This window comes from Lysinibacillus phoenicis, from assembly GCF_047238325.1.
In the GTDB taxonomy this organism is placed as follows: domain Bacteria; phylum Bacillota; class Bacilli; order Bacillales_A; family Planococcaceae; genus Lysinibacillus; species Lysinibacillus irui.
This window is the reverse complement of sequence record NZ_JBDFMP010000001.1, coordinates 57,047-83,563: the sequence shown is the minus strand read 5'-3', so window position 1 is coordinate 83,563 and position 26,517 is coordinate 57,047. Positions and strand designations below refer to the sequence as shown.

The 26,517-nt window shown below is 33.3% G+C and carries 22 protein-coding genes; all 22 read left to right on the top strand.

From position 1 onward, the window contains the following. Positions 1-235: 235 nt before the first annotated feature. The 22 genes from ABC382_RS00485 (at position 236) to ABC382_RS00380 (ending at position 26,182) form a co-directional block, all read left to right on the top strand. Positions 236-463 (top strand): hypothetical protein, encoded by a 228-nt coding sequence (locus ABC382_RS00485; RefSeq protein ID WP_412926384.1) that lies wholly within the window; start codon positions 236-238, stop codon positions 461-463. Positions 464-488: 25 nt separating this feature from the next. Next, on the top strand, positions 489-638 hold the full coding sequence (locus tag ABC382_RS00480) for a hypothetical protein (protein WP_412926383.1): 150 nt from the start codon (positions 489-491) through the stop codon (positions 636-638). A 240-nt stretch (positions 639-878) separates the two neighbouring features. Beyond that, entirely contained in the window at positions 879-1,331 is a 453-nt protein-coding gene (locus tag ABC382_RS00475; RefSeq protein ID WP_412926382.1) for a metal-dependent hydrolase, read from the top strand. Between the two features lie 322 nt (positions 1,332-1,653). Beyond that, positions 1,654-2,835, top strand: coding sequence for a ParM/StbA family protein (locus tag ABC382_RS00470; protein WP_412926381.1), 1,182 nt, complete (start codon positions 1,654-1,656; stop codon positions 2,833-2,835). Positions 2,836-2,868: 33 nt separating this feature from the next. Beyond that, positions 2,869-3,639 carry a hypothetical protein gene (locus ABC382_RS00465; RefSeq protein WP_412926380.1) on the top strand — a complete coding sequence of 257 codons (771 nt, stop codon included), beginning with the start codon at positions 2,869-2,871 and terminating at the stop codon, positions 3,637-3,639. Between the two features lie 101 nt (positions 3,640-3,740). After that, positions 3,741-4,601, top strand: a complete 861-nt coding sequence (locus tag ABC382_RS00460; protein ID WP_412926379.1) for a thermonuclease family protein — start codon at positions 3,741-3,743, stop codon at positions 4,599-4,601. Positions 4,602-4,621: 20 nt separating this feature from the next. Beyond that, entirely contained in the window at positions 4,622-5,215 is a 594-nt protein-coding gene (locus tag ABC382_RS00455) for a hypothetical protein (RefSeq protein WP_412926378.1), read from the top strand. A 240-nt stretch (positions 5,216-5,455) separates the two neighbouring features. Then, positions 5,456-5,686 carry a hypothetical protein gene (locus tag ABC382_RS00450; protein WP_412926377.1) on the top strand — a complete coding sequence of 77 codons (231 nt, stop codon included), beginning with the start codon at positions 5,456-5,458 and terminating at the stop codon, positions 5,684-5,686. Between the two features lie 197 nt (positions 5,687-5,883). Then, positions 5,884-7,221 (top strand): conjugal transfer protein, encoded by a 1,338-nt coding sequence (locus ABC382_RS00445; protein WP_412926376.1) that lies wholly within the window; start codon positions 5,884-5,886, stop codon positions 7,219-7,221. A 108-nt stretch (positions 7,222-7,329) separates the two neighbouring features. After that, on the top strand, positions 7,330-7,545 hold the full coding sequence (locus tag ABC382_RS00440; RefSeq protein ID WP_412926375.1) for a TcpD family membrane protein: 216 nt from the start codon (positions 7,330-7,332) through the stop codon (positions 7,543-7,545). 137 nt (positions 7,546-7,682) lie between these two features. After that, positions 7,683-11,192 carry a TcpE family conjugal transfer membrane protein gene (locus ABC382_RS00435; protein ID WP_412926374.1) on the top strand — a complete coding sequence of 1,170 codons (3,510 nt, stop codon included), beginning with the start codon at positions 7,683-7,685 and terminating at the stop codon, positions 11,190-11,192. 99 nt (positions 11,193-11,291) lie between these two features. Continuing rightward, positions 11,292-13,892 (top strand): ATP-binding protein, encoded by a 2,601-nt coding sequence (locus tag ABC382_RS00430; protein WP_412926373.1) that lies wholly within the window; start codon positions 11,292-11,294, stop codon positions 13,890-13,892. A 71-nt stretch (positions 13,893-13,963) separates the two neighbouring features. Further along, on the top strand, positions 13,964-17,611 hold the full coding sequence (locus tag ABC382_RS00425; protein WP_412926372.1) for a CD3337/EF1877 family mobilome membrane protein: 3,648 nt from the start codon (positions 13,964-13,966) through the stop codon (positions 17,609-17,611). Between the two features lie 98 nt (positions 17,612-17,709). Beyond that, on the top strand, positions 17,710-18,567 hold the full coding sequence (locus ABC382_RS00420; protein ID WP_412926371.1) for a hypothetical protein: 858 nt from the start codon (positions 17,710-17,712) through the stop codon (positions 18,565-18,567). A gap of 24 nt (positions 18,568-18,591) precedes the next feature. Then, positions 18,592-19,707 carry a peptidoglycan DD-metalloendopeptidase family protein gene (locus tag ABC382_RS00415; protein WP_412926370.1) on the top strand — a complete coding sequence of 372 codons (1,116 nt, stop codon included), beginning with the start codon at positions 18,592-18,594 and terminating at the stop codon, positions 19,705-19,707. A gap of 768 nt (positions 19,708-20,475) precedes the next feature. Further along, entirely contained in the window at positions 20,476-21,213 is a 738-nt protein-coding gene (locus ABC382_RS00410; protein WP_412926369.1) for a hypothetical protein, read from the top strand. Positions 21,214-21,546: 333 nt separating this feature from the next. After that, positions 21,547-23,094 (top strand): winged helix-turn-helix domain-containing protein, encoded by a 1,548-nt coding sequence (locus ABC382_RS00405; protein WP_412926368.1) that lies wholly within the window; start codon positions 21,547-21,549, stop codon positions 23,092-23,094. A gap of 454 nt (positions 23,095-23,548) precedes the next feature. Beyond that, the gene (locus tag ABC382_RS00400) at positions 23,549-24,085 is read left to right on the top strand and encodes a hypothetical protein (protein ID WP_412926367.1); all 537 of its coding nucleotides are present in this window, start codon (positions 23,549-23,551) and stop codon (positions 24,083-24,085) included. Positions 24,086-24,204: 119 nt separating this feature from the next. Continuing rightward, positions 24,205-24,522: a hypothetical protein gene (locus ABC382_RS00395; protein WP_412926366.1), complete on the top strand. Its 318-nt coding sequence runs from the start codon at positions 24,205-24,207 to the stop codon at positions 24,520-24,522. 69 nt (positions 24,523-24,591) lie between these two features. Beyond that, a complete protein-coding gene (locus ABC382_RS00390; protein WP_412926365.1) occupies positions 24,592-24,807 on the top strand; it encodes a hypothetical protein in 216 nt (71 codons plus the stop codon). A 520-nt stretch (positions 24,808-25,327) separates the two neighbouring features. Continuing rightward, positions 25,328-25,645 carry a hypothetical protein gene (locus ABC382_RS00385; protein ID WP_412926363.1) on the top strand — a complete coding sequence of 106 codons (318 nt, stop codon included), beginning with the start codon at positions 25,328-25,330 and terminating at the stop codon, positions 25,643-25,645. A 243-nt stretch (positions 25,646-25,888) separates the two neighbouring features. Then, positions 25,889-26,182: a helix-turn-helix transcriptional regulator gene (locus ABC382_RS00380; protein WP_412926362.1), complete on the top strand. Its 294-nt coding sequence runs from the start codon at positions 25,889-25,891 to the stop codon at positions 26,180-26,182. The last annotated feature ends 335 nt before the right edge of the window (positions 26,183-26,517 follow it).

Here is a 26,517-nt window from a genome sequence, read left to right as displayed (position 1 = left end):
TTCATAGACATAAGCATTAAAAATACAAAGTACCTAAAAGAAAAAGGTTTCGTAAAGAAAAGTAAGAGTTTTATTTAAAAACATATTATGTATGTCTTTTAGTATTTGACACTTCACTTAAAGAAAATATATAATTCTCATTAAATACCTAAATTTCTTTTTGGCAAAAAAATATAGATTTCCTTTTGATAACAATATACGTACAATGAAGGGTGAAAAATTATGGTGTTTCTTAATGTCTAAAAAAGATGAAATAAGAAATCTAAAGAGAGTCAAAATTGCTAATGCAGTAAAACAAATAAGAGTAGAAAAAGAAATTCAACAAAAAGAAATAGCCAATTGGCTAGGTATTAGTGTATCAAGTTATTGTATGAAAGAAAGAGGAAATCGCCCCTTTTTAGGTGAGGAATTGGAAATTATTATTGATAATCTAGAAATTGATTCAAATAGAATATATAAATGACACAATAAAAAAGGAGTGCGAACAATTGGGTAGTTTAGAATCAAAACGGAAAGTGATGTTAAAAGAACTACATGGGCGAGGTTACTTTCATAATAAAGCTGGAACTTCATTAGAAAAGTTAAAATATGATGATTTAAAGGCTTTTTTAGCTCTTGTTTCAGCCATAAATAATTAATCAACTTCTATTTGTATATTTAGGCTTTGTATCTTATCTGTGATGAAAGACAGTAATCAGATAAGATACAGGGTCTTTTTGCTTTTTTGGAACAAATTATATTGTTTATTTTTATTAACATTTCTTTAAGTGTATTTTTAGTATTCATTTCGTTGACACTTCACTTTTAGTGATGTATTCTTAGGTTAAGATAAAAATTAACGGAGCGTTAATTAAAAGAATAATTAGTGGAGGGGTTTTATGAATTGGGATACCCATATGCTTTCGGGAGCAATAGCAGGTTATTTGGTAACTAACACATGGGAAGGTGCTTTTATTGGAGGAATTGCAGGGATTATTCCCGATATTGACGAACCTAATTCAAAGTTTGGCAAGTTAATGCTTCCAATATCATATCCACTAAGTAAGGTTGTAGCCCATCGTACTATGACACACTCTTTACCATTCGCAATCATATTGGGCATTCTAGGTGCTACTTTATTTCAAAACGTTACAGTGGGTTATGCAATCTTTGTTGGTATTTTTGCACATATTTTAGGCGATATGTTAACAGGGAAAGTTCAACTCCTTTATCCAATCAAAAAAATGTATGGCATTAGAATTAACCTTAAATTCTTTTATATCATTGATAGAATCACGATTTGTTTATTATTCTCAGTCATCTGTATTCACTTGTTGTTTAAAATAGGTTAAAAAGGTTATTAAATGTTTAAAAAGTGGCATATTTTTAAAGTGTGCGTTAATATATATATGCTAAATAGATTTTTTTTAAAACTATGTAGTGGGGAATAATAGAATAAAAATATTAAACTTCCCCCTACTCTATATTTAAAATCTATTAACTTATATGAATCATTTTTAACAAAATCCTTAATCAAATTAAAAGTAACTACATAAGAAGCAGGAATTGAGGGTTTTGTTAAGAGGGATTCTATTTTATTATATTTATATGTGAACTATGTTTCGTTCCTCTTATGCCAAAAAACAAATATATTAACACAAAGGAGAAAAAACTATGGTAACAACAAGAGATGAAAATCTAACTCCCAAAAAAGAAAGAGCTACAAAAACTTCTAAGGTTATCCCAAAAGTAGTTTCTATTGATATTGGCTATGGTCATGTGAAAGTTGTTTGTGGAGAAAATTCTGTTTTATTCCCTACTGAAATCGGGATTTATAGTTCTAAGGGTCGTTTAGGCGATTTGATTACTTCTACTCATGAAGATAATCTAAACAGTATGATTGTTCAGAATGAGGGTGTAATCTATGCTGTTGGTAAAAGCGCATCACATGCTGATACTGTATTAAAACGTATTAAAGATGATAATGTACGTTTTGAAGCTGACGAATTTAGAATTTTAATCGCAGTGGCAATACATTTAACTTCGGGTGGTGGAGATGTTTATATTTCTACTGGACTCCCAATTGGATATCATCAAAAGCAAAAAGATAAATTCCGTGAATATTTGCTATCTGAGGATTTAGATTTAAATATCGAATGGTTAAGCGGTGTGGCAATGGAAACTGATGGTGAAGGAAATGTAGAACAACCATTTGAAAAGATTAATATAGTTGGAGCATCTGTGTATCCACAAGGTTTATCTGCTGTATACCCTGCTTTGATGGATGGAAACGGTATTTCAACAGAATATACGGAGGATATTGAAGAAGGTTCTTATATTGCGCTTGTAGATATTGGAATGCGTACTTTGGACAGTGCAGTTGTTGAAATGGATGGAGATGCACTAAATTACACTACTGTAGGGCGTTATACTTATATGGATGATACTCTTGGATATAGTAGATTTCTAGAGATTTTCCTTACAGAAGCGGAGAGTAAAATTGATACAGCAATCCCTCCATCAGCGTTAGAAAGAGTTGTAGCCAACGTTAAAAAGAAAGGCTATTTTAAAACTCAAAAAGGAAAATATGAATTAAAAGAAGAATATGAAGAATCAAGAAGAACTGTTGCAAATATGATTTATTCAAGCCTTACGAAAAAATGGGGTTCTGAAATGGAACTGTTTAATGTTATCTTCGTTTTAGGCGGAGGAGGGACTTTCTTCTTCGATGATTTAAAAGAACTGTTTGCAAATAAAGGTATTAACATTGTTTTAGTTGATAATGCACAGTTTGCAAATACAAATGGTTATAATATTTTTGGTAACGTTGCAGTTAACCAATTGTTAAATAGTTAATAAGTAAATCTTTGAGAAAGTGGTGAGTGAAAAATGGATGAAAGCCACGATGACCCAATTTGGAATAAGCGTTATCAATTCCGTTTCGCAAAAGACGACCACGAAATAATTTCATATTTAGAAAGTTTGGATACATCAAGAGAAAAGGGGCTTCATACTACGGTATTGAAGCACCTTGCTTTTTTAGGTTTCTCCTTGGCAAAGGAAAAGGGATTACTTAGAAAAAAATATGCTTTGTCTCAACATGTAAATCAGTTGAAAAGGGGAGAAATAACAATACTTCAGTCCTCCCCTATTATTGAATCCGAGGACTTTAAGAATTTTAATTCCAACAATGAAGCGTATCTTGAGATGCAAAAGATGTATCAAACACTACAGGCACAACACAATATATTACTAATTGAAAACGAGGAATTGAAAAGAAAACAATTAGAAAATCCTTCGTCTTCAATTCAATCTAATGATAACGGTGAAATTCTTAATAGGATTGAAGATTTATTAAAATTACAAATTCAAACTCAAACAAATACTAGTGAAATTTTAGACAAAATGAATGATCTTGAATTAGGTATTATAACACCAACTAAAGAAGTTGCTAGTGAAATATCTGAAAAAGTTGAGCCACCAAAAAATAATGATGATGATGAATTTGAAATTCTTGATGAAGAAGGCGACGAAGAAGAGGTTGATGAAGAAAAAACTTCAAACAATAATAATGCGTCAACCTTTGTAGCTAATTTGCCATTCAACGTAAATGCAATAGCGAGTTCGATGTCTAAGCTAGAAAGTTCGTCTAAAAAATGATGAAAACAAATTTAAGCCCTCTTGATACTATCTAAATTGTTAGAAAGTTACATGGGGGCTTTTTTTAAAATAAATAACTATAAATAGAAATGGTGATATTGATGAAAAAAATATTAATCCCTGTATCGTTAGTTGGGGCAATTTTAATTAGTGTTTTTGTGTTTGATGTTTCGGGTTGGATTGACTCTCAAAACCTTGTAAAGCTGAGAGAAAAAGATTCAACCCTTATTTCTACCAATGAAGTTCACGAAAAGAAAAGTTATGAAGGAGAAATACCTAAAAGTGAACTTGGCAAACAAGATGAAGAAATTACTTCTGACTCCCCTACCCTTTCGGATTCCTTGAAAGAAGAAGATGGCTCAGATAGTGTTGAAAGCCCTGTTTTGGATGATAATACAAATGAGGACATAATTGCCGATAAAAATAATGAAGACTCCTCTAAAGGCTCACAAGGGGCTTTAAATACGAAAGGAAAAGTTAAAGGTGTTTGGTTAAGTACAAAGGATGGTGATACGATAACGGCTCAGTTCGAAGAAGATGGTCAAAAAGTAACTGAAACAATTCGTTTGTTATTAATAGACACTCCCGAAAGTGTACATCCCGATAAAAAAGTTGAAGCTTATGGTATTCAAGCTTCTCGATACACAGGTTCAATTAAAAGAGCAAACAAAGATATATTTATTGAGATCGGTAATCCTCAAAGAGATGATTATGGACGATTGCTTGCATATGTATGGTTAGAAGATGGAACAATGTTAAATATGGACTTAGTTAGGAAAGGATATGCAAGAGTTGGTTATATCTTCCCTCCTAATACTAAATATCTTGATGAATTAAAAGAAGCGCAAAACCAAGCTAAGAAAGAAAAATTACGTATATGGTCTATTGATAATTATGTAACTGACAGAGGTTTTAATATGGATGTTGTCACTGATAAAGATTTATTAAAAATTAGAGATTAAAATAAAGGAGGTTTTTAAAGATGTTAAATGTTAAATCATTAAATTTAGAGCAAACACAACAAGTAGTTTCGTTAATTGATGATTTTGAAGAAAATAAATATGAAATTAATGAAGAAATACGAGGATTAAAAAAACCATATGGGGTTTCAAAAAATGAACTACTAAAAGCTGTACTTATTGGAGTTCCAGTTTACTTAATTGTATTTGTAATTGCTTTGGTGACAAAAATCATGGATAAAATATATTACATTCGTCTATTTCTAGATATTCGTACCCCTGCTGATTTGGCAATGACTGTAACTTGGTGTGTAATAATTCCTTTACTTCTGTTTTACATGATTAAAGGTGAAAGGTATAAAAGATTTTCAAGTCAACGTTTGTTGTTTAATCTTGTTCAAGAGTATGAAGTAAATGAAAATAATGTTGTTGTTTTAAAAAGAATGGTGGACGCAATTTCAACTGTACCAAAATCTTTAATTGATAAAACGATCTTGGATGATATGGTTAGATACAAAAAAAATGGTTTGTTACAAAACGATGAAAAGGTAATTCAAATGTATTTAAAAAGAATGAATGAGCAAGAAATGAAAAAAGTCCATCCATTCAGCAAATAAATTATATTGAAATAACTAATCAGAATATGTATCAAATCTATATAGAATCTATATAATTATAAAAAAATGATATATATTCCATATAATTAACGAAAAAAGGTTAAAATAATGTTAAAAAAATATAGAAAAACAATTGAAAAAAGTTTGGTAGGATACTATTATTATCTCAAGTGTAATAGTATCTTTTTTGTTGCGCTAGAAATGCCCCACTTTAATATTTTGAGAAAGGGGTGATTTTATATGAAAAGGCTTCTAGTATCTTTATTAGCGATATTGTGTTTTGTAGTACTTATTGCATTTATGGGCAGTATTGCTTTAGAACAGTTCCCGACATTAGTTCCAATTTGGGAAGAACTAAAAATGCAAGCAACAGCATTATACAATATGTCGTTAGTTAAATACGGAGCAGTTGCAACAATCTTGATTATTTTCGCTATCTTTATAGTGGTAGGAAGTTCTCAAAAAGGATAATGGTATTTAAATAATTCAAAGTTAGATTGATTTTAGAACGAGAAGAAACCAGTGTGATTTTATGTTGTTTAATTTTTCACTGAATTAGATTTAAACTCTATCTAATTATTGAATCACCATTTTTTAAAAGAACATTCGCATTATAGTGTTAACAAGATACGCTTACAGAATTTTCAGAATGGAAAGGAGTTGAAAGCGTGAAAAAAGCTCGTGACAAAAAGAAGACAAGTCCAATTTCTAATTTTTTTAAAAAGGTAAATGTTGCTTCGAAAAAAAATGCAGAAAGTGACAAAGCCAAAAAAGCAAAGAAAAAGTTAGAAAAAGAAACTGCTGTATTTAAACCTAAAGGTTATCGTCATCGTAAATTAGGTGTGATAGTTTTTTGGGGAATGTTTGCCGTATTTGGTGGAATGTCTGTTGTTAACTTCATGAGTGATGGAGGAGAAAAGGTAGTAGTGCAGGAAGTGGCTGAAAGCGGTGAATCCTTTAACTATAGAGGTGCAGAATTTGGTCGTGATTTTTTACAAGTCTATTTCAATTGGAATGATGATGAAAGTAAAAAGAACCGAATTGAAATGTTGAAGCACTACACAACACCTAACGTAAGTAATGATAGTGAATTTAATACCGTTACAACTGACTGGACTTCTAGTTTAAGTCGTGACGATATTACACTAATTGATACGCAGTCTGTATCAAATACTCGTTCTATTCACACTTATAAAGTTTCTACATTGTTGTCAAAAAGTTTAGGCGAATATGAAAATGTTCTAATTATGAACGAAACTGCCGAACAAAAAAGACAAAGATCAGAAGCAGAAGAAACAGAAGATGAAAAGGAAAGCGAAGAAGCACTTGATGAATTAGCTGAAAAAGATGTATCAGAAAAAGTTACGGCTGAGATTATGCAAGTCGAAAAGCCAAAAGAGCAAAAAACAGATGTGAAATTTGTTTCTGTGGTTGTTGACTATGTAAAAGACTTAAATCGTTATGTAATAACAGAAATGCCTTCTTTTGTTGGTTATGATATGGGTCTGCAAATTGCGACTGAAAATAAAACGCTTGAGAAGCTAGAAACTGCTGAAAGACATGACGCAGATGCCGTAAATGAGTTTCTTACTACTTTCTTTAGATCATACTCAGAAGATGACTATGACAAACTTTCCTATATCCTCAAAGATGAAAACTTTACCGATGGCTTAATGGGTAATGTCTCATTTGATGGTATAAGACATTCACTTGTCTACAAATCTCCAAACGATAATGAGTTTATTGTGAAAGTCAATGTTGGTTACGTTGATGAAAAAATTCAACAAAAATATACATCTACGTATCATTTGATTGTTGAGAAAACAAGCGATAAGTATGTCGTTAAGAAAATTAATGATATGAAATATATCGAAAATCTATTGAAAAATGGTAGCAAGCCAAAGGACGAAAGTAGTCATAATGAAAATGAAGATGCAAAATCAACAGAATCAACAGAATCGACAGAATCAAATGATGAAGTAGAAAACGCAGAATCTAATAATTAGTCTTATTTTTTTGCCCTTAACTTGCCGTAAAGTGAATTTATTTATAAAAATAATTTCTTTATGAATAAAGAGGTTGTTTGATATCACTTGAGGGGAGGTGAAGTTGAAATGAGTTTAAAGAGTTTCTACGATTGGTTCATGCAACAAATCGAATATATCATCCTTATTGTTTTCATCGTTTTATTAATCGGTACAGCTTATAAACGTGCTTGGATTGCGATGGTTGGGGTAATCATCGGCATTGGTTTCATTGCTATCTTTATCTTCTTCCCTGACACGCTTAAAACAATCGCTACATGGGTTAAAGATATGGTCACAAAGTAACCTATTGGCACAGGCACAAAAAATATGCACTACACAAGTATATAAAAAGTTAAAATTTGTATGTTTGTGTAGTGTTTAAATGATTAAACAAAGTTCCATCAACTTTAGTAATAATTTGAACTCATTTAGAAATGGTGGTGGAGAAAATTAAGAATGGTATTCCTTTGTATGTTTTAAATGATGCGATAAAATTTGACCGTAAAATTTATCAAATCTTTGGATTACAGCTAGGAAGACCGATTCGTTTTAAATCTGTTTTATATTTTATTGCTTTTACAATAATTAGTGCAATTTGGTATAACCTGCCCGTTGTTGGGTTGCTAATAAATTGGATTCCATATGTCATTATTTTAATGATGTGTGTGGGATTATCATGGTTAATTTCCGATGTCGGAACAGAAGGAAGACAACCTGTATCATTTTTCCGTTCGTTTGTTCGTTATCATATGCATAAAGCAAAAAAAGTAACGTTTTATCGTAATCGTGAAGTGCCTAAACCGACTCAATATGAGATATCAAAATATGTAACTTTGAAAAGTGAACGTTTCAAGAAAAGCGAAAAAAATCTAAATAGATTTGCGTTCTCGGATTTTGCGCCAACGACTGAAAATATGCCTACTTTAACTGCACTACGTGGAGACGAAAATGATTATCTCTTTATAGAAAATAAGGATATTTCTAAAACGACAATGAAGCAGGCTGTAGTAAATGCATCTGACAGCAAATTTGATCAAAGTACAAGACGTTCAAAGGAAATAAATCATCCTCAAAGAGGAGTTCAAGCGTCACAAAACGAGGAAAATACGTCACAAAACACGTCACATGTGTCACATAACGAGGACGTAAAATTGTCAAATGATACCGTTGATGAAAGATCAATAGTGACACATAAACCTCATGTTAACAACGACGATAGTGTTGTTAATAATGCTCCTAGTTCGGAATTGCAAGCGTCACGTAAATCAAGTGACACGTCACAAAATGCGTCACGTGCGTCACATGAAAATCAAAAAGTGGAAGTTGATAGTAGTATAAATAGACGTGAAAATACTGTAGCTGTGAAAGGAAACACAGAAAATTATATTGCGACAGAAAGTACGTCGCAAAATGTTTCGCATAATGCGTCACACTCAACGTCACAAAACACGTCACATATAACGTCACAAAACACGTCACTGAATACGTCACAATCGGGAATTAAGAAACAGCAAAATCAACCTTTTGTAACTAACAAAAAACCACAAGTTGAAGAAAGTGTGACACGAAACGATAATGTGAATGGCGAAAGTAATTCTGAAAGTAATGCGAGTTTTAATGGTGGTCATAAGGTGTCACAAAGTGTTGATGAACAATCGAACAATCCTTCGATAAAAACGTCACAATATGCGTCACAAAACACGTCACATGATACGTCACAAAGTACGTCACAAAGTACGTCACATGATGTATCTGTAAAAACGTCACAAAACGATGGTTGTGAAAATATAACCTTTGAATCACAAAATGTTACACAACAAAATCAAGAGTACCCTAGAGATTCTATACCGAATCATGGCGAAGTTAATAGTCAAGAAAGAGGTGTTCCGAATGAAAAATCTCATGGATATGCTCAATACGAACAATTCGAACATTATCATAATTCAAAACAATTAGAGTCTAGTCCTTTTGATGACCAATATAGAGAACAAAATAAGCAAAACAATTCTATGGAGAGTAATGGCGGAAATCAGCAACCACATAATCAAATGTGGAGCAACCCTGCTTATTATGGGTATCCACCAATGCAACCAATGTGGCAAGCACCGCAGATGTATCCTGTGTATGCTCAACCGATGCAACCAATGTGGCAACCACCACAGATGTATCCTATGTATGCTCAACCGATGCAACCAATGCAACCAATGCAACCGATGCAACCAATGCAACCAATGCAACCAATGCAACCGATGCAACCAATGCAACCGATGCAACCAATGCAACCAATGCAACCGATGCAACCAATGCAACCGATGCAACCGATGCAACCAATGCAACCGATGTGGCAAGCACCACAGATGTATCCTGCATACGCTCCACAGATGCAACAGCAGTTCAATCCAATGGGACATCAAGGTTATAATCCAATGGGGCATCAGCAAATGAGTCACACTGATTCTTCCCCTACCCCACCATTTAATGAGCAAGGTGCAAATTTAAATAATGGGGGCATAAATCCTTCACAACAACAATCTCAACAAAATAATCAACACGAAGGACAGCAAAAAAAAAAGGGTGAGGAATTAAGTGAAACTGAGGATAAGAATAAAAAGAATTTTCGTGATTTTTTAATTTTTCCTATCCTGTGTGCCATTGCATTAGGTGTTGCTATCTTAGTTATTATTCAACTTCTACCAAATAGTAATACTAATGTGAAAAATGATGATGTTTCTGATTTTGACTATATTGTTCATGAAAAGGAAGAAAAAGATGATGGATTAGAAGGAACAAATGATTATGAAGAATCTAAAGAGGGTTCTAATTTGTGGGAGTATGACGATGAAGAACTGAAATCAGATTCAGACCATGATACGGATGTTCCGACTGACGATCTTATCAATAATGAAGCAGATTCTACTATTGTAAATTCTAATGATGATAAAAACATTAGTTCGGATGGAAGTGAAGTAAAAAATGGAAATTTTACTAATGGAAGTAGTGACAATTCGGCAACAAGTCACCCTTCCGAATCAACTTCTAGTTCAAAAATCGTAAAAGATGACGTGACAGTTGCCAAACAACCAACAAATGTAAGTGGTAATAGTAGTTTATCAGAAAGTAAGAGTGAAAATCGTCAAACTGACAATCGGAATACAAGCAACGCAAACGTTAGTCGCCCTACTTCGATAGTCGAAACGAAAACCACTACTACAAAAACGACAACTACTACATCAAAACAAGTTGCACAATCACAATCCGAAAGTGAAAGCAATAACAGCAAGCCCCTTGATGATAAGAATGTAGGTGGTAATGCTGAACAAACGGAAAAAACCGAAACGGTTAGTCCAAATGAAATCAATAAGAAAGTTCAATTCACTTCTAAAGCAGAAGCTTGGTCTTTTATTGAAAATCAAATGTTATCACAATATGAAAAAAATGGATTTGTTGATTGGAAGATCAATGAAATTTATTCGATTCTTGATGAAGCACAAAAATACGGTGTGACCTTATATAGTGTTGAATGGTTGAATTATCTAGTTAACGAAGATTCATCTAATTTAGATGTAGTTGACATAATTGACTTTACGCATGAATTGGGCGATCACGGAAAAGTATTTAATGATGGTAGATTATATCGTTCGATGGTGGCGGTAAACCGAAATCTTGAAAGTGGTCATTTTGGTGAAATGAGTAAGCGTGGTTATCCTCATTACAATGTTCGAAAAATTCGGATAGTTGACGGTACTTATCGCTACACTATTGATTTTTACCAATTAAAACCGCAAAGTCCAATCGGCAATACAAGTGTTGTTGTATACAGTAAAGATGAAGCGTTGTCTTGGGTAGCAAACAACTATTCTAAATGGTTTGAAAAGGGCTACACAACATGGACAATAAAGACTCTTTATGAAAACCCTAAAGAGAGTATCTACACTGTTGATTTTCAGTGAAACAACAACACATATAACTAAAATTAAATAGTCTGCTATAAGGCAGGCTATTTATTTTTTGCACCGCATTTAGACTATCTGAAAAAGGAGTTAAAGTGTATGAGTATGAAAGTAGATTTTCCTGTTAAGCACATAGACGGAAATCTAGTATTCACGCATGACGACAAAGTTTGGGCATATTACAAAATTGATGGTTTTGGTTACGATTTTCTTTCAGAAGATGAAAAAATAGTTCCATTTCAACAGCAATTAGCCTTTTTGTCTGAGGTAGGACTTGATTTGCATTACTTAACAATTCCGAACCCTACAGATGTGACGAATATTTTAGATCGTACTATGGAAGAAATGATGTTGAAAAATTATCCATTACAACAAAATGGTATTAATTTTTTCAAGCAAGTACAAATTGCTCTGTCAAAGCAAAAAGAACTTACTGAAACCTCTGAATATCACTATTACTTAGGTATTCAGTTAGACCCAAATAAAAATCGTTACAAATCAACTAACGTTGGTCTAGATTTTATTTCTAATTTTAGACAATTTTGGGTTGGTCTTAACTCACCTTTGTACTCTGCTGTAGGTTTACTTTCGGATGATATTTTAGAAAGTGAAATTCAAGCTTATAGAGGTCAAGCAAAAACAATAGAGGTTGCAGTAGCAAATTCATTCAACTCAGTGATTAAACGTCTAACTGCCGTTGAAATCGTATATAACATTGAAAAAATGTTTAGTACACGCAATAACAGTTCTGACGTTAGAGTTCGCACACAATTTGAATGCGGAACAAAAGTGATTGGACGAGAACAAGAAAAAGGTTCGGAATATGTTGCTATTCGTTCTAATGAAAAAGATTTCTATGATTTACAAAGTGTGAATATTGACCAAATAACACCAAAAACTTTGTTATATACACGTATCACTGAAAAAGATGAATTAGAAGAATTATATGCACAATTCCTTACAATCTCCAATATGCCAATGAAGTCTGTTCATCCTAATTCTGAATGGCTTTATGATATCCAATTACGTTTACCATTCCCAATTCTAGTATCAATACGTGCTGACCATCAGCCTAACGATATGATACGCAAACGTCTTGGTAACGTTAAATTAGAGTTCCAAGATCAACGTGAAGAAGCTAGAAAAGGTGGTCAAAATGCAGGTTTAGACGTTATTACTTCTGAAAGAGAAACCATTGAGTTAGAACAATATTTCAAAACACATGGTTTCCCATCTTATACTTGTTCGTTTGTATTTAAAGTAACTGCTGAAAGTGAAGAACAATTACGAAATCGTATCGAACTTTTACGAAGTGAATTAACTAAACGTGGAATTAAATTGGAAGCACCATTTGGAGAGCAAATGTCCTTAATGTATGAATGTATGATGGGTGGACGTAAATACATCAATGACTATCAAATGGAAGTAGCACCTACTGTACTAGCAGGATTAATGTTTGGAGCAACCACGAATATTGGTGATAATCGTGGATTCTACATTGGTAGTACATCAAGATTCCAAAAACCTGTTTTCATACAGCCCGACTTGGCGGCTAAAGCATTCGATGGGCTAGGTAACGTTGTTGATTCTATTTCTGTACTTGTAGCAGGAATGACAGGTAAAGGTAAATCATTCTTCATGAACTTATTTATTTATCTATCAACATTAACAGGTTCACAAGGTTTGATTATCGACCCTAAAGGTGACAGGGGCGGTTGGGTAGACGGTTTACCTTTCATTCCTAAAGAATATATTAACGTTTGGACGTTAGGTGCTGATAAAGCAGATGCAGGCTCTTTAGACCCCTTCCGAACATCAAATGATATTGATGATGGGAAAGAACTTGCTGTAGATATTCTGACATATTTAACGAATGTTAAATTGAATGATATGGAATATAGCATGTTAAGTAAGGCTGTTGACGAAGTTTCACAAATGGAAGACCCATGTATTGGGGCAGTAATTACCAATCTGAAATACAAAATTGAACATGATAGAGCCAATTTAGGTGAACAGCGTGTAGAAAAATTAATAAGCTTAGTGAGTCAATTGGATACCTTGAAGAATGATAAGTTGTCTATGCTTTTATTTGGTGAACAAGGACAGCAATTTAAGGTTTTAAATCAACGCACTCCAATCCAAGTATTAATGATTCAGAATTTATCACTTCCAAAATCAGATCAAGAAATTGCTAATCCACGTGCAAAACAACGTGTATCAGAAGCAATAATGCTTTCCATTACAGCATGGACAAAAACGTACATGATTAAAGGCGATAGAAGTGTCCATAAGTATATTTTGCAGGATGAAGCAAGCGCAATTGAACGTTCTCCAATCGGTGCAGAATTGATGGACTTTATCGTTCGTATGGGACGTTATTACAATACAACTCTTATGAAAGGTTCACAAAATGCAAGTGACCATACAAGTAATGTTGCCAATATTGGTATGAAATTCAGTTTTGCGTTAAAAGAACGCCAAGAAGCTGAACAAATGTTGAAGTATCTGAATTTACCTGTTACAGATGCCACTGCAAACACAATTATGAGGTTAGGTCGTGGTGAATGTTTGTTCCAAGATATATATGGGCGTAGCGCAGTAATTCGTGTAAACCCTGTATTCATAGAGTTACTTGACGCATTTGATTCTTCTACAGCAACTAAAGAAGAGCGAGAGCGTGAAAAAACTCGCATTCATTAATATTTAAAAGACCTTTTAAATAAAGCGAAAGAAAGTGAGGTGGCAACGTATCTTTTTGAGATACGGACTGTATGAAGGAAAAAGCTCAAAAAGTAGTATCCATTATAAGTGGGAAATTTAAAGCTACTTCTACCTTTCGTAAATCTGCTTTAATATTTCTGTTTACAGTTCTTCTAACAGCAACGTTCTTTTTCTCTTTAGATGTAGAACAGCAAAAAACCGAAGCTGAAATTAATGCTGTTGGTACGGTTATTGGTGAGCAATACGCTAAAGAATACGGAACTTTCAAGGGAGCTTCGGGCAAAACGTATTATTACCTAGATGCTGTAACTCAAGATGAAATTGATTCAGCAGATGATGGATGGTTTGAAAGCATTTGGAAAGGTGCATTAGCGAAAATCCAAGTTATCGAAAACGTTGGGAAACAGATAAATATGTATCTGAACAATATCGTAAATGCACTTTTCAAAATGAATATCTTTTTCACTGTCGCAATGATAACAGCCTTTGATTTAGGCAGTAACTTTAACATCATTGATGGAATGATTGACGCTATTGATGGGTCAATATTTAAAATTACAGGAATTACAAATGGCGGTGCAATGACAAACGGAGGGATATTTGGAGCTTTTATTAACGTAATTATTGCTTTAACAGGTGGTTATGCAATTTACATGTTGGTAATCAGTCGAAAAGTAATATCGGGTGTAAAAGCTATTTTCCAAGTAACTATTTGTTTAGCATTATCAGTTATTTTATTAAGTAACTTTGGGTATTACATGAAAGGTATTAACAGTATAACTACTGACTTATCTAATGATGTAATGACTGCCGTAACGCCTACAAGCGCACATAATGCAAATGATCCAACAGGCGTTAAAAATACCCTTTGGTCGATGTTTGTAGAACGTCCATATTTATATATGCAATATGGGCAAGGTCAAGTAGGTGGAGAATTAACAAAGTCTCGAATTGAAAATTTACTTGGTTATGACCCTTTGAATGGTGATGTAGATGATGAAAGTGGTCGTAAATACTATGTAATTAAAGAAGAAATCGGAAAGCATTCAAATACGTTAATGACGGAACACTCAGTGATGGATAAACTATCTTTTTCAGTTGTTTATCTAGCAGTAAATGGAATTGTATCTATTCCGATTTATGCAATGGCACTGTTCATGGTATTACTACAGTTTTGGTTCATTGTAATCGCAGGTTTAGCACCATTTGCATTATTGGTCGGTTGTATTCCTTCAATGGCAAATGTATTAAAGCGTTATGCCATCGAGTTAGTACTTCCTTTAGGATTAAAAATCGGATTTTCGTTTGTTTCTATTTTCGTCATGATGATGGCAACATATGTATTCGAATACTCCAATGCTAATTTATTGGGTTCTAGCAATATCCTTTTGTCATACATCTCCGTTATGTTTATGTTCATAATTCTATTCCTTACGATTTTTATTCTACGAAACAGAATTATGTCTATTTTTACAAAAGGCAGTGCTATGCTTAACGGTTTACGTGAAGGCGCAGGACAACTTACAACCCCATTAACTAACACTGTAAAAGGTGCTGTTCAAGGGGGTGCTACCGTAGCAGGAGCAGTTGTTGGGGGTCTAGCCACAGGTGGTGCAGGTATTATGACTGGCGCAAAAATCGGTGGAGCAATCGGTGGTACATTAACAGGTGAAAAAAGTGTAGGAGATGCAATTGGTACTAGTGTACAAAGTGTCCACCGTCACAAGTTGATGTCAAATCTCGCTGAAAATGGATATGAACGAGGTTTACCAACGAATATGGCAAATGATAGCTTTAATAAGCAAATGGAAGCTATTCAACAAATTGAAGATAAAGAGCAACGTCAAGAAGCAATGGAACAGTTAATGTCCAAAAATGGAATTGGACACGAACCAAATATGGAAAGCAATGATAAAGCTGACCATGATTTAGTTCCACTTTATGCTTCAACTGCTAATACCGAACAGCAACCTAGCCGTATGTATGAGCAATTAGAACATGATCGTATCGAAAAAGAAAAAATAGCCCAACAAATTGATGGTGAAGATAATGTTGTTACCTACGACATTGAACAACTACAACATCAAGAAGATCGAGATGATACTCAATTAGAAGAACGAGATATTGAGGTTGTCCACTCTACAGATGACGGTACTATAGTTACTGTGGAAGATAGTACAAATGACGAAGATATTAAAGACCAACATTTGTACTCATTAAACACAGAAAGTACTACTGCACAATCGACATCTCCAGTAGAAGGTGTTCAAATCAGCAAAGGCTCAAGTGAAGCATCGGAGCGTGTTGATATTAAAGTTGATAATGAAACAAAAGATCGAAATTATGATGAAGAAACTGATACGTTTAAAGGAGCTAGACTGGATGAAATTGATAATCCAAACTCTACATCAGTAGAAACATCTTCTCAACAGCCACAGGTTGATTCATCGAAAATAGAACAAGCAAAAACAGAAGCAGAAGCAGATTTAAGAAATGCACAAAGAATTGAGCAACAAGCGCAAGAGGAGCATGTTAAAGCGCAAGATGCATTAGCACAGGCTCAAGCCAACGCTCAACAAAATGTGAATGATGCAAATGCTCAACAAGTTTTAGCCAATGCAGAAAAAGCAGAAGAAGAAGCTCAAATGCATCTAATGCATACACAACAAGAACGTCAAAATGCAGAACAAAAAGCAAGAGACTTGGAGAATATTCAAAATCCTACATTAGAGGGTTCAAGTACACCGATTAACGGAAGCGCAAATGTTGAGTCAAATCCTGTTTCACAACGAGATATAGAACGTAAAACAGTAGAAGCAGAATTGCTTAAAGATGAAGGCTATAGTGCTGTACATGCACAACAACAACAACAAATGCGTGAAGCTCAAACAAAAGATTTAGATTCAGCATCAAAACTCCCTACAGCAACTTCAATGGGTGGCGGAAATGCAAATACGGCAAGTGTAACGACTTCTCTAGAATCTACTGACCTAAAAGGTAGCGATTTAAACAGTGGTTCTACAGCAGGAGGAAATGGCACTAGAACAGAAGCAGTTTCATTAGAAGAACAATCTGAATTACATGCAAGCGATTTAAACGGTGCAGATGTTAATTCAAGTCCACTTGAAAGTAAATCGTTAGAAAACACAACATTAGAAAGTAGTTCAGCAGAAGGTAGTGATTTAAAAGCTACTCCTTTGAATACAGCGAATGAAAATGTATCAGCCATTCCAAGTCAACCATTACAATCTACACCGTTACAAGGTAGTGAATCAAGAGGAAGCTCGGTGGAAGGTACTCAATTGAAGTCAACACCTTTGGGAACGCCTAATGACAACAGTTCGGCAGTAAAAAATCAGCCATTACAAAGTACACCATTAAAAGGTAGTAATTTAGGTAATGGAGGTTCAGTGGAAGGCACTCAATTGAAGTCAACACCGTTAAAAACGCCACAAGATCAACCTTCTGTAACACAAAGTCAACCATTACAAAGCGCACCACTAAGAGGTAGTGATTTGAGTAATGTAGGTTCAACTGAAGGTCAGAGACAAAGACCATCTACAAATGAAACTAATCAAGAGCAAGTCTTAACGCAAAGAAATAATGTTAATGAGCAAAGTACAGGTCTAAATTCAAACACTAATTTAACAGCACTTAATGCACATGAGCAAAGTACACAAGATAGTGATGAAGATTAATTGAATAACGCTGTATTTGGCGAAAAAAACGTGGTGATGTATTTTCGTCATCACGTTTTTTTACAATTAGACTCTGATATGAACGGAGATGTAACCCTATGAATAGGAAGACGAAGGATAAAGTCTATTACGGTTTAACTATATTAGTATTTTTAGTATTACTGATAGCGATTTTTACAGGTAAAAACACCAACAATAAAGATCGAAATGAAGAAGTTGCTGTTGAGGAAAATAAAGATAAAACAGATGTAATCCGTAATCCTGCATCTCCTTTGGATAAGGATGATGAAAGCAACGGAAAGGGTGATAATTCATCTAACCTTGATTTAGAAGAACCAAATATTGAACATCCAACAAATCCTTCTTCTAATGACAAACAAACACAATCACAAAGTGAGCAAGTTGACCAAAAGCATTTAAAAGAATTAGCTGAGTTAGAGAAGATGTCTGAGGAAGTAAAGAAAGTTTATGGAAATTTGGATAGAGAAAAATTATTTTCAAAAAGTGAGCTAAAGCATTCGGGAAAAATAACAGCAGATTTTTTAGGTAAGTTTTTAACTTATGACAAAGATAATCCCGATGGGAAAATTCGTGAAATTATCCCTTACGGTGATGAAAGTGTCAAATTGACTCTAGCAAAAATATTATCAAAAGAATCTACTGAGGGAGCAAATAGTTTAGGAGAACAAGAGCATGAACATGAAGAAGCAATATTCCCGATAGATATTTACAAGAATGATTTAAAGAACGTAAGCAAACGAACTATTACTGATTTCAAACTACAAGTTCCCGATGCTGAACAAACACCCGATTTTTTGGATTGGGAAGCTTTGATAGATATGGAATTAGAAATGGAAGATGGAACAAAGAAAGCAATTACAGAAACATATGTTGTAAGCCTTCAATATTTTGGGAAAGAAATGAAGGTAGTCTATTTTGGAAAGAAAAAACAATAGGTAGGAAGTAAAGGAGGTGAAAACATGAAATTTAAATATGCGTTTGTAGGCATTTTACTTGTAGGTGTATTAGTCTTTTCACCGATATTAGCCCTTATCGCAGGAAATGTAACCATGATGAATGTTGTCTATGATAGAAGTGTTTGGGGAGGTGCGTTTGGTGTTGCATGTTTGCAAGATGAAGCAAGTGCTGAATCACCAGACCCCGAAGATGGAGAAAACAAACCAAACGAATCCGAAGTGCCTGAATTAGAGGTTGCAAAGTTCGATGAAAAGAAATATAAGGAACTACTAAAAAGTACTAGTCCGAATCTCGCCCCTTTAGCAAATGATTTTATTAATTACGCTAATATGTATGGAATTGACCCTGTTCTTGTAACGGCAATCTCAATCCATGAGACAGGACGAGGAACATCTAAAGCCTTTATTAACAAAAAAAACACAGGTGGGTTAATGAATCCTAATGGTGGAGGTTTATATGTTTTTGCAACATATGGCGAAAGTATTAATGTACAAGCTAAATCTATTAGTAATCGAATCAAAGAAATAGTAGCAGAACATGGCACTTTTTCTTTAGATAAATTAAGAGATAAATACGCTCCACTTGGGGCAGCGAATGACCCAAAAAATTTAAATGCAAACTGGCTACCGAGTATTGTTGGTTATATTAATGAACTAGGTGGTTCTGCTGATATCGGTGCATTTTGTGATGACGTGTCGGGCTTAGTTGCTGGTGGTTGGGGTAGCCCTACTAATCCATTAGTCTATACAAGTTCATTTGGTACACGTTTTGATGGCTTCCATAGAGGAGTAGACTATGATTGTGCGATTGGCGACCCAATCTATGCTGTCAAAAATGGCGTTGTAACAAGATCAATTCACCATTACTCATGGGGTAATTACGTAAAATTAGAACATCCTCCCGAAGACGGAAAATCTACAACCACCTTGTACGCACATATGAGTAAATTAAAAGTTAAAGTTGGTGACGTTGTAGAAGCAGGACAAGTTATTGGTGCTTGTGGTAATACAGGTAACATTATAGCGGGTCCAAATGGAGATGGTTCACATTTACACTTGGAATTCGAAGTAAATGGAAAACTTCAAGATATAAGACCTTTCTTAAAACAATTTGAATAATTGAATGAAAGTCACATCATATTAAATGGTTGAATGTAGGGCAAATAAGTTTTAGTTTTTATAAATAACACTAAATTATTTGCCCTGTATTTAAAAGTGTGACGTAAAAATATAATTCGTAAATATTTAGTGACGTTAATAAATGCTGATTTAACAGTATTTGTATTGTTTTTTTAAAATAAATAAAGTGACGCTAATATAAGCTTTAATGATATTAAGTGACATTATTCTCTTGTGAATGATAGATAAAATTGAAAAGTGACGTTAAATTTACTTTTAAATATTTTATGTGACGTTTATAAATGTTGGTATATAAGTATATATTGTTCATTTTAAAAGAAATTAAGTGACGTTTGTTATTCATTTTTAGAAAAACGGTGACGTTTATATTCGGAAATTCACCCTTATAATACAAAAATGCTTATATTTAGTTTTATTTGTGACGTTAATTATAGTAAATGAATTTAATTGTGACGTTGAAGTTGTTTGGTAAATTAGTCTTTATTATTTATTTTTAAATAAATAAAGTGACGTATTTTAGTTTTATAATTAAATTTAGTGACGTTTTACAGTCTTTGTGGCTATCTGTGACGTTTTATATAAATGGAGAAAATTAATGTGACGTTTTAAAATACTGTTTTTATAGGTTTTTTAGCTAATATATAAATATATAGTGTGACGTTAATAGTTTTATTTGGATTATTTAGTGACGTTTAGTTAGGAATAATACATATATTATTTAATTACATTGAAAGGGGGTGATGAAAAATGGATGATTTCTATAGTGAAAAGCAATTGCTAGACTCCTTAAATACTCTAGAAATGATGAAACATGAAACTATGGCAAGGTTGATTAAAATTAGGGATTCCTATGAATATGCTGAACGGCAAGAAGATTTAGGTGATGCAGAAACATCGGATTTCCCATCTGCATTTGTAAAACAGTTTATTTTGCCCTGTAGCTCAAGTATTGGAGGGACATATACTGTAACTCAGTTTTCTTTTTGGGGTACACTACCGATCTATCAGCAATCATATAAACAAAAGGTATTTGAATACTATAATGATGCTCTAGACAATGCATTTGATTTTGAAAGTATAAGACACTCCTATGGCAAATCTTTATTGATAATACAGCACTTTATGAAAGCTTCAATCATAAGAGATTTAGATAATTTGAATCGTAAGTACATCATTGATTCGATACGATTAACAGGGATTATTAAAGATGATTCTTGGCTAGATTTGTCGTTATACGAAGAAGGTAAAAAAGATAGAACACCTCATATCCAAGTATATTTAGTAGAAGATAAGTATAAATATACATTCCTAGAATACCTTAATGAGCATACTCATGAATTAAAAAGAATACCTAAATTACAAGAACGGAAGAAAGCAAAAAAACACTTTGAAAAAGAAAAGAGTACCGAAAAAATTGAGTCAAACAATATAAATAAAGATGTTATACTGCCCAAAAAAATAGCTAAAACGGAAAGTAGATTTTAGTATTAATACACTTAAAATTCTCAAAAAAAAGAACGCCAAAATCAACAACTTAGAAGGGGTAAAAATCAACATGTTAAGTTGTTGATTTTGGAAGTCTTTTGAATTGAGTCAAAATCAACAACTTGTTTTATTTCAAAATCAACAACTTGAGATTTATGAAAATTAGTTGATATAAGCATCCATTTAATAATCCTACGAATAATGAAATTGCCCGAAAAAAAGGGAAGTTTAGGTTTATCAGTTCGAGGTAGGAAATAATGTCGAATATGATAAACCGTAGATTTACGAATAATGCGAATGCAACTTGAGTGTAACGAAAGGTCGCTGAGAAATATGAATGAACCAATAAAAAAAATAAAGTACAGTCTGCGAAAAGATAAGCAATTTGCTTTAACAGAAAGGGATGTTGAGATTTTGATTTTGTTGTACGAAAATCGAAGTCTCACGAATCCTATATTGATGAATGTGTTTGATGTATCTTTACAAGTTGTGAGTAGGCGTATGAATAAATTATACAAGCAGGGGTGTATCCAAAAGGAACATATAGAGGGCTATAGCCTAAGAGAAGGGCATGTGAGAAAGGGTGTTTCTTATAGGCTCACTAATAAAGGGATTTCAATGCTAATTGAAATCACTAGTCTTTTAGAGAAAAGAGCTTACTTGGAACTGGAAAGGAAACAAATAGATGTTGTAGGTGGAGAACAAATTGAGTTGTTTGATGATACTAGCGAAACGGTAACAGAACGTTTACGTTCAGTGGACGTTGAGCGTGGCGCTACACAACATTATGGGGAGTTGGCAGGAGATGGCGCAATGATCGTGGAGGATATGAGGGGAAATACCGAAAATAAGAGCGAATTTGATTACGCTGAGGGGCATCTAATGACGAAAGATGTATTAAGGGGGGGAAAACAGTCTAGTGAAACGGTAACAGAACGTTTACGTTCAGTGGACGTTGAACGGATGCGTACCTCAGAAGACGGAGTTGAGAAAAAAGAAGCAGAGGTAACAGGGAACACCCACTATGAGTATAGTGAAACACTAGTGGTTAGTTTGTTGGAGAGTGAAATCGTGTCGTCTTTTATGGAGCGAAAGCGGAATGAAAGACTTAAATGGCAGAATGCAGATGCTTTAAGAGTGAGCAAAATGTTACTGCCTGTGGTTCTTACTACTACAGAAGTGACATATGAATTGAAATTAAACAAGTGGCAGTATCACGATAGCCGAAAGACAAAACAAATGCTGAATTTGGATAGAGCTACAATGATTCAAGGTTTGCTATATCCACCATATAACAAAAGTGAAAGAGAAGGGCTATATGTAATTAATGGGGTTATTAGTGACAAATTTTATAGCAGGTTGAAAGCGGAAATAATCAGACACACAATGATTCGTAAATATATTGTGCTGACAAATGGAAAGACTGCCTTTGAGAATTTTATGACTAGAATTAGCGAAGGTGATAACTTAGTAAGTCGAGTAAAAAATATTAAAGTTTTACCTGTTGGGTACGCAAAAAACTACCTTAAAGTGTTCCATAGTGATGAACAAATAAAGCAATATTTACTGGATGTTTACGAGAATGTTTTTACTTTTAAAGAGTTGGAAAAAAATAATAGAACCTCCTTTGAGAGCATTATCAATTATGAAGGGGAAGATTTTTACTTTGTTAATTTATTGGACAATGACTTAGCTAAAATACGTCATTTAAAGCAATACCATAAAGATAAATTTGAGGTAGATAAAAGGAAAGTTATGATCTTAACTAATGACCATTTCAATAAGATGCATAAAGAAATGTTAAAGGATTATCACCATATGTACTACTTAAATGAAAGTGTAGAGTCGCTAATGGAATATATTGCAGGAAAGATAAATTAAGCAATAAACCTTTTAAAAGTGTTTTTAAAAATATGTGTATAATACCGCTTCCGCTTCTTTTGTATGCAGGGTTCTGTTTTGGTAGTGACCGCTTCTTGGATGGATGAACGCAAGCGTTCATCTATAAATCGCTACGTGCCGTAGCTAATGGGGAATGAATCATTCTTTAATGGTCGCTTCGCTGTTTTTGGCTTAGTGTTTTGGTTACTCCGTACTCCGCACTCCGTAAGTCGGAATTGGGTATTGGCTTATAGCCGTATATTTGTAGAACGTTAAACGTTCTACAATAAGAAAACTTTTTGTGGTGTTCAAGAATTCTATGCCGTTTTGAACAAGTATGTTCAAAACATACACATGTAGTACAAAGGTGAGAGCAAAGCGAACACCGAGGGGAACACCAAAGGGAAGTAGTATCAAGAAGCGGTTTTTTAATATTCGAAAGGAGGTGAGATGAATGCTACAGTTTCTAAATCTTAATGCAGGAGAAATTACAAAGTGGACAAGTATTACTTCATTGCTTCTAAGTGGGATAATAACATTTACTATGTTCGATGGTACATTTGTTCCGAAAATTAGTCTTGCGTTCATCATGATGATATTAAGTATTGGCATCTATGTTATTGGGATGCAATTAGGTGAACGTGATAAGCGGTATGATTCTATAATGCTTTTTAGTGGATTGTTATACTTCACGAATTTACTAGGTAGCATGGTTTATACCGTATGGACTTTTGAGTTCTTTCCTGCAATTTTCTTGCTTAGATTAATTATGGTCGTATTACTATTAATTGATTTGTACGCTGTATTTGTTTATGTTCGCTTAGATTATAACTACCGTAAGAAAAAGTTGAATCAAAGGATCGAACATGGGCGCAAGGAGACATGGTTTGAAAAACAACTAAAGAAATTAGGTACTAAAGAAAAACTAAATGAAAACGGAGAATTTTCAATGGTGCTAGGTATCTCCACTGATAAAGAAGCGGAGTTCTAATTACAGAATGAAGGAAGTGAAGTTACGAAACTCTAATACTATTTTAGTTGTTTATGTCTCTTTACTCTCCCTTCATTCTCTTAGTAGTTTTAGAAATCATTAAGGAGGATTGATTATCATTGAATGAAGAACAACGGAGTATAACAAAGCAAAAGTCACATAATGGTTATCTTCTTAGTAACTTGAACTTAAACCCTGTTAATGTAACACACCAAATACAATCGACATCACAGAATGTACCTCATGTTTATAACAATGATTATGAAAATGAATCCGTTGATACGTTGGATATAGAAAAACCTATATCTGCTGTACTGCATACTATCCCTAATAAAGAAGGAGAAGATGAAGTATTTATTAATACCTTAATGGGATGGTTCATGATAATTGTTATAGCTATGATGCTTTTTGGTCTATTCATTACTTACCTTAGTTAGCCTATATTCACAAGTATTCCAAAATGAATTATCTTTTAAAAAAATGTTAGTAAAAGGAGATGGAAAAAGATGAATGGCGTAATTTTACCAACTGTTTTGTGCTTCTTAGGATATGTACTAATGGGGGGCATGGTCATAGCAGATGTAAATGTTTTATATAAGCAAGGGGAAAAGAAATCTTACTCTTTCTATATGTGGCTAGTTACATTCATATTAGTTGTTGGTTTTTGTGGAATGTTTACACTTTTTAAAATGGGGTTTGAAATTACGAATATAACTCAATAGCATAATTAACTATTAGTATAGGAATAAACAGTATATTGTAATAAAATTACACAATAGGAGGAATGGTCAATTGATGGAATATTTTAAAGTGTAAAGTAATTTGTTCCTTACAAAGAATTAAGAGCTGTAAAAAAGATAAATTTAAAATCGCCCTATCTTTAGGATATTGATTTTATTGGAAATATATGTTGTGTTATGAATGTTACATTATATTATAAATGTTTAAGTATATAAGTTTATTAAGATTTGATATGGGATTGGATGTGTAGCTTTGTTAATTGTGTATTTATCAATCGGTTACAACAAAACTTAATATTCCTTTATAAGAATTTATAAAAAATAAGTGAAACAGTAAGGGTAAGTTTGCATTACAAATAAACTATGATTCAACAAATGTGAAGATTTATTTTAGCAGGTTTGCCCTCATAGCATTCCCCACGAATCTTTGTAATTTTCTTTTGAACTCTTTGATTAAAGGAATTACAAAGAATGCTATTTATAGGGAAGGGTGAGTATTCGTATGGAAAATTCTTATAAAGATTTGATAAGAACGAAATTAGAAATGAAGAATGAAGTAGAGTTAGAAAATTACAAATTTAGATTGTTAATATATGCAGATGTAGCATTAACCTATTTAAAGAACTATCGAAAATTTTATAAAAAGATACAAACAGAAACCGTCATTAATCAAATAAAGGTTTTGATAAAGGTTTTAAATGTAGATAAATTGCTTCTTGATAGTTCCACTCAACTAGATTTTATGGTTGATTTGGAATGTGCCTTAATATGGCTATCATTAAATGAAAAAATAGAGATATTAATTTTGGGTGAAAGTTAGGGCATAAATAGTAAGAAAATTTATGGCACATTCAATCCTCCCTCTTTCCCTCCTTGTTCATTTTAAAAGCACTTTTAAATTTATATATCAATTTAATACTAAAGTTATACAGTTTAGTCTAAAAGTGATTTTTTTGTTAAAATAATACGGACAAAACGACAGGAATATGATATTTTTTGAGTACGAAAGGTTATTTTAAAACGCTTTTCGCTTAAACGTTATGACAAGGTGGTGATCGAAATTATGAAGAAAAAGAAACTGAATAAGAAACTGAAATATCAAGTTAAGTTACATATCTATCGTAAAAAAATAGGGATGACTCAAAAGGATATGGCTAAGTTTCTTGATATAAATGTACGAACATATCACTTCAAAGAAAAAGGACTACAGGAATTTAAGGGTAGTGAGTTGTACAAACTGGCAAAACTGTTTGGAGTAACAATTGAAGAACTTTTCATTTTTGAGTTTGAGGATGAGTTTGAGGATGGTAGAAATGAAAATGAGGTAAATTCATGTGAAGAAAAAATGATGGCATAATGTATTTAATAGGCGATTTGTTTATTTTACTAGAATTTATTTATAAGAAACACCTAAAAATTGTTGAAGGAAATGGTGTATGAAGGTATGACGTAATAAGATGGCTTGAGGATAGTTCGTTATGACAATCAAAAATTTCAAACATTCAAGTAAGGTATAAGCCTTACATTGAAGTTTTTGCTTGTTAACGAACGGAACGGAAAACGTTTAACAACAAATCACTAATTTTTTATAAAGCCATAGATGGCTTTTCTTATATGGCAAACGATTAAACAAAAATGTGAAGTTCGAAAAATTGAATATCCTTTTGCTTTTTCTCAATCCTTATTGAGATG